Source organism: Dysgonomonas mossii, assembly GCF_004569505.1.
GTDB lineage: Bacteria > Bacteroidota > Bacteroidia > Bacteroidales > Dysgonomonadaceae > Dysgonomonas.
The window spans coordinates 1-384 of the sequence record NZ_SPPK01000155.1 but is presented as its reverse complement, the minus strand read 5'-3'; the positions used below and the strand labels follow the sequence as shown (position 1 = coordinate 384).

General features: G+C 60.4%; 1 protein-coding gene. It reads left to right on the top strand.

All coding sequences use genetic code 11. The features are described 5' to 3' along the window. Nucleotides 1-342 (top strand): PsiF family protein (locus E4T88_RS19105; RefSeq protein WP_221411850.1); only part of this gene is annotated, 342 nt, incomplete at its 5' end. Between the last annotated feature and the right edge of the window lie 42 nt (nucleotides 343-384).

Here is a 384-nt window from a genome sequence, read left to right as displayed (position 1 = left end):
GTCCCCTTCCATCGCCTGCGTCTACAAGGATTTGCCATGAAACAATTAATCGCCCTCTGCATCGCTGCCGCGTTTGCCAGCACCGCCTTTGCCGCCGCACCGGAAGCGGCCCCCGCCGCAAAGACGGCGCAACAGTCGAAAATGACCACCTGCAATGCCGATGCCGCCGGCAAGAAAGGCGACGAGCGCAAGACCTTCATGAAGGAATGCCTGAGCGCCAAGCCGGCAGCGGCCATGACGCAGCAAAACAAGATGAAGACGTGCAATGCCGACGCCAAGGACATGAAGGGCGACGCGCGCAAGGCATTCATGAAAGAATGCCTGAGCGCGCCCAAGAAATAAGCGCCGGTTCGAAGCGCCATTGTGCGCTTCACCCCACAGCGC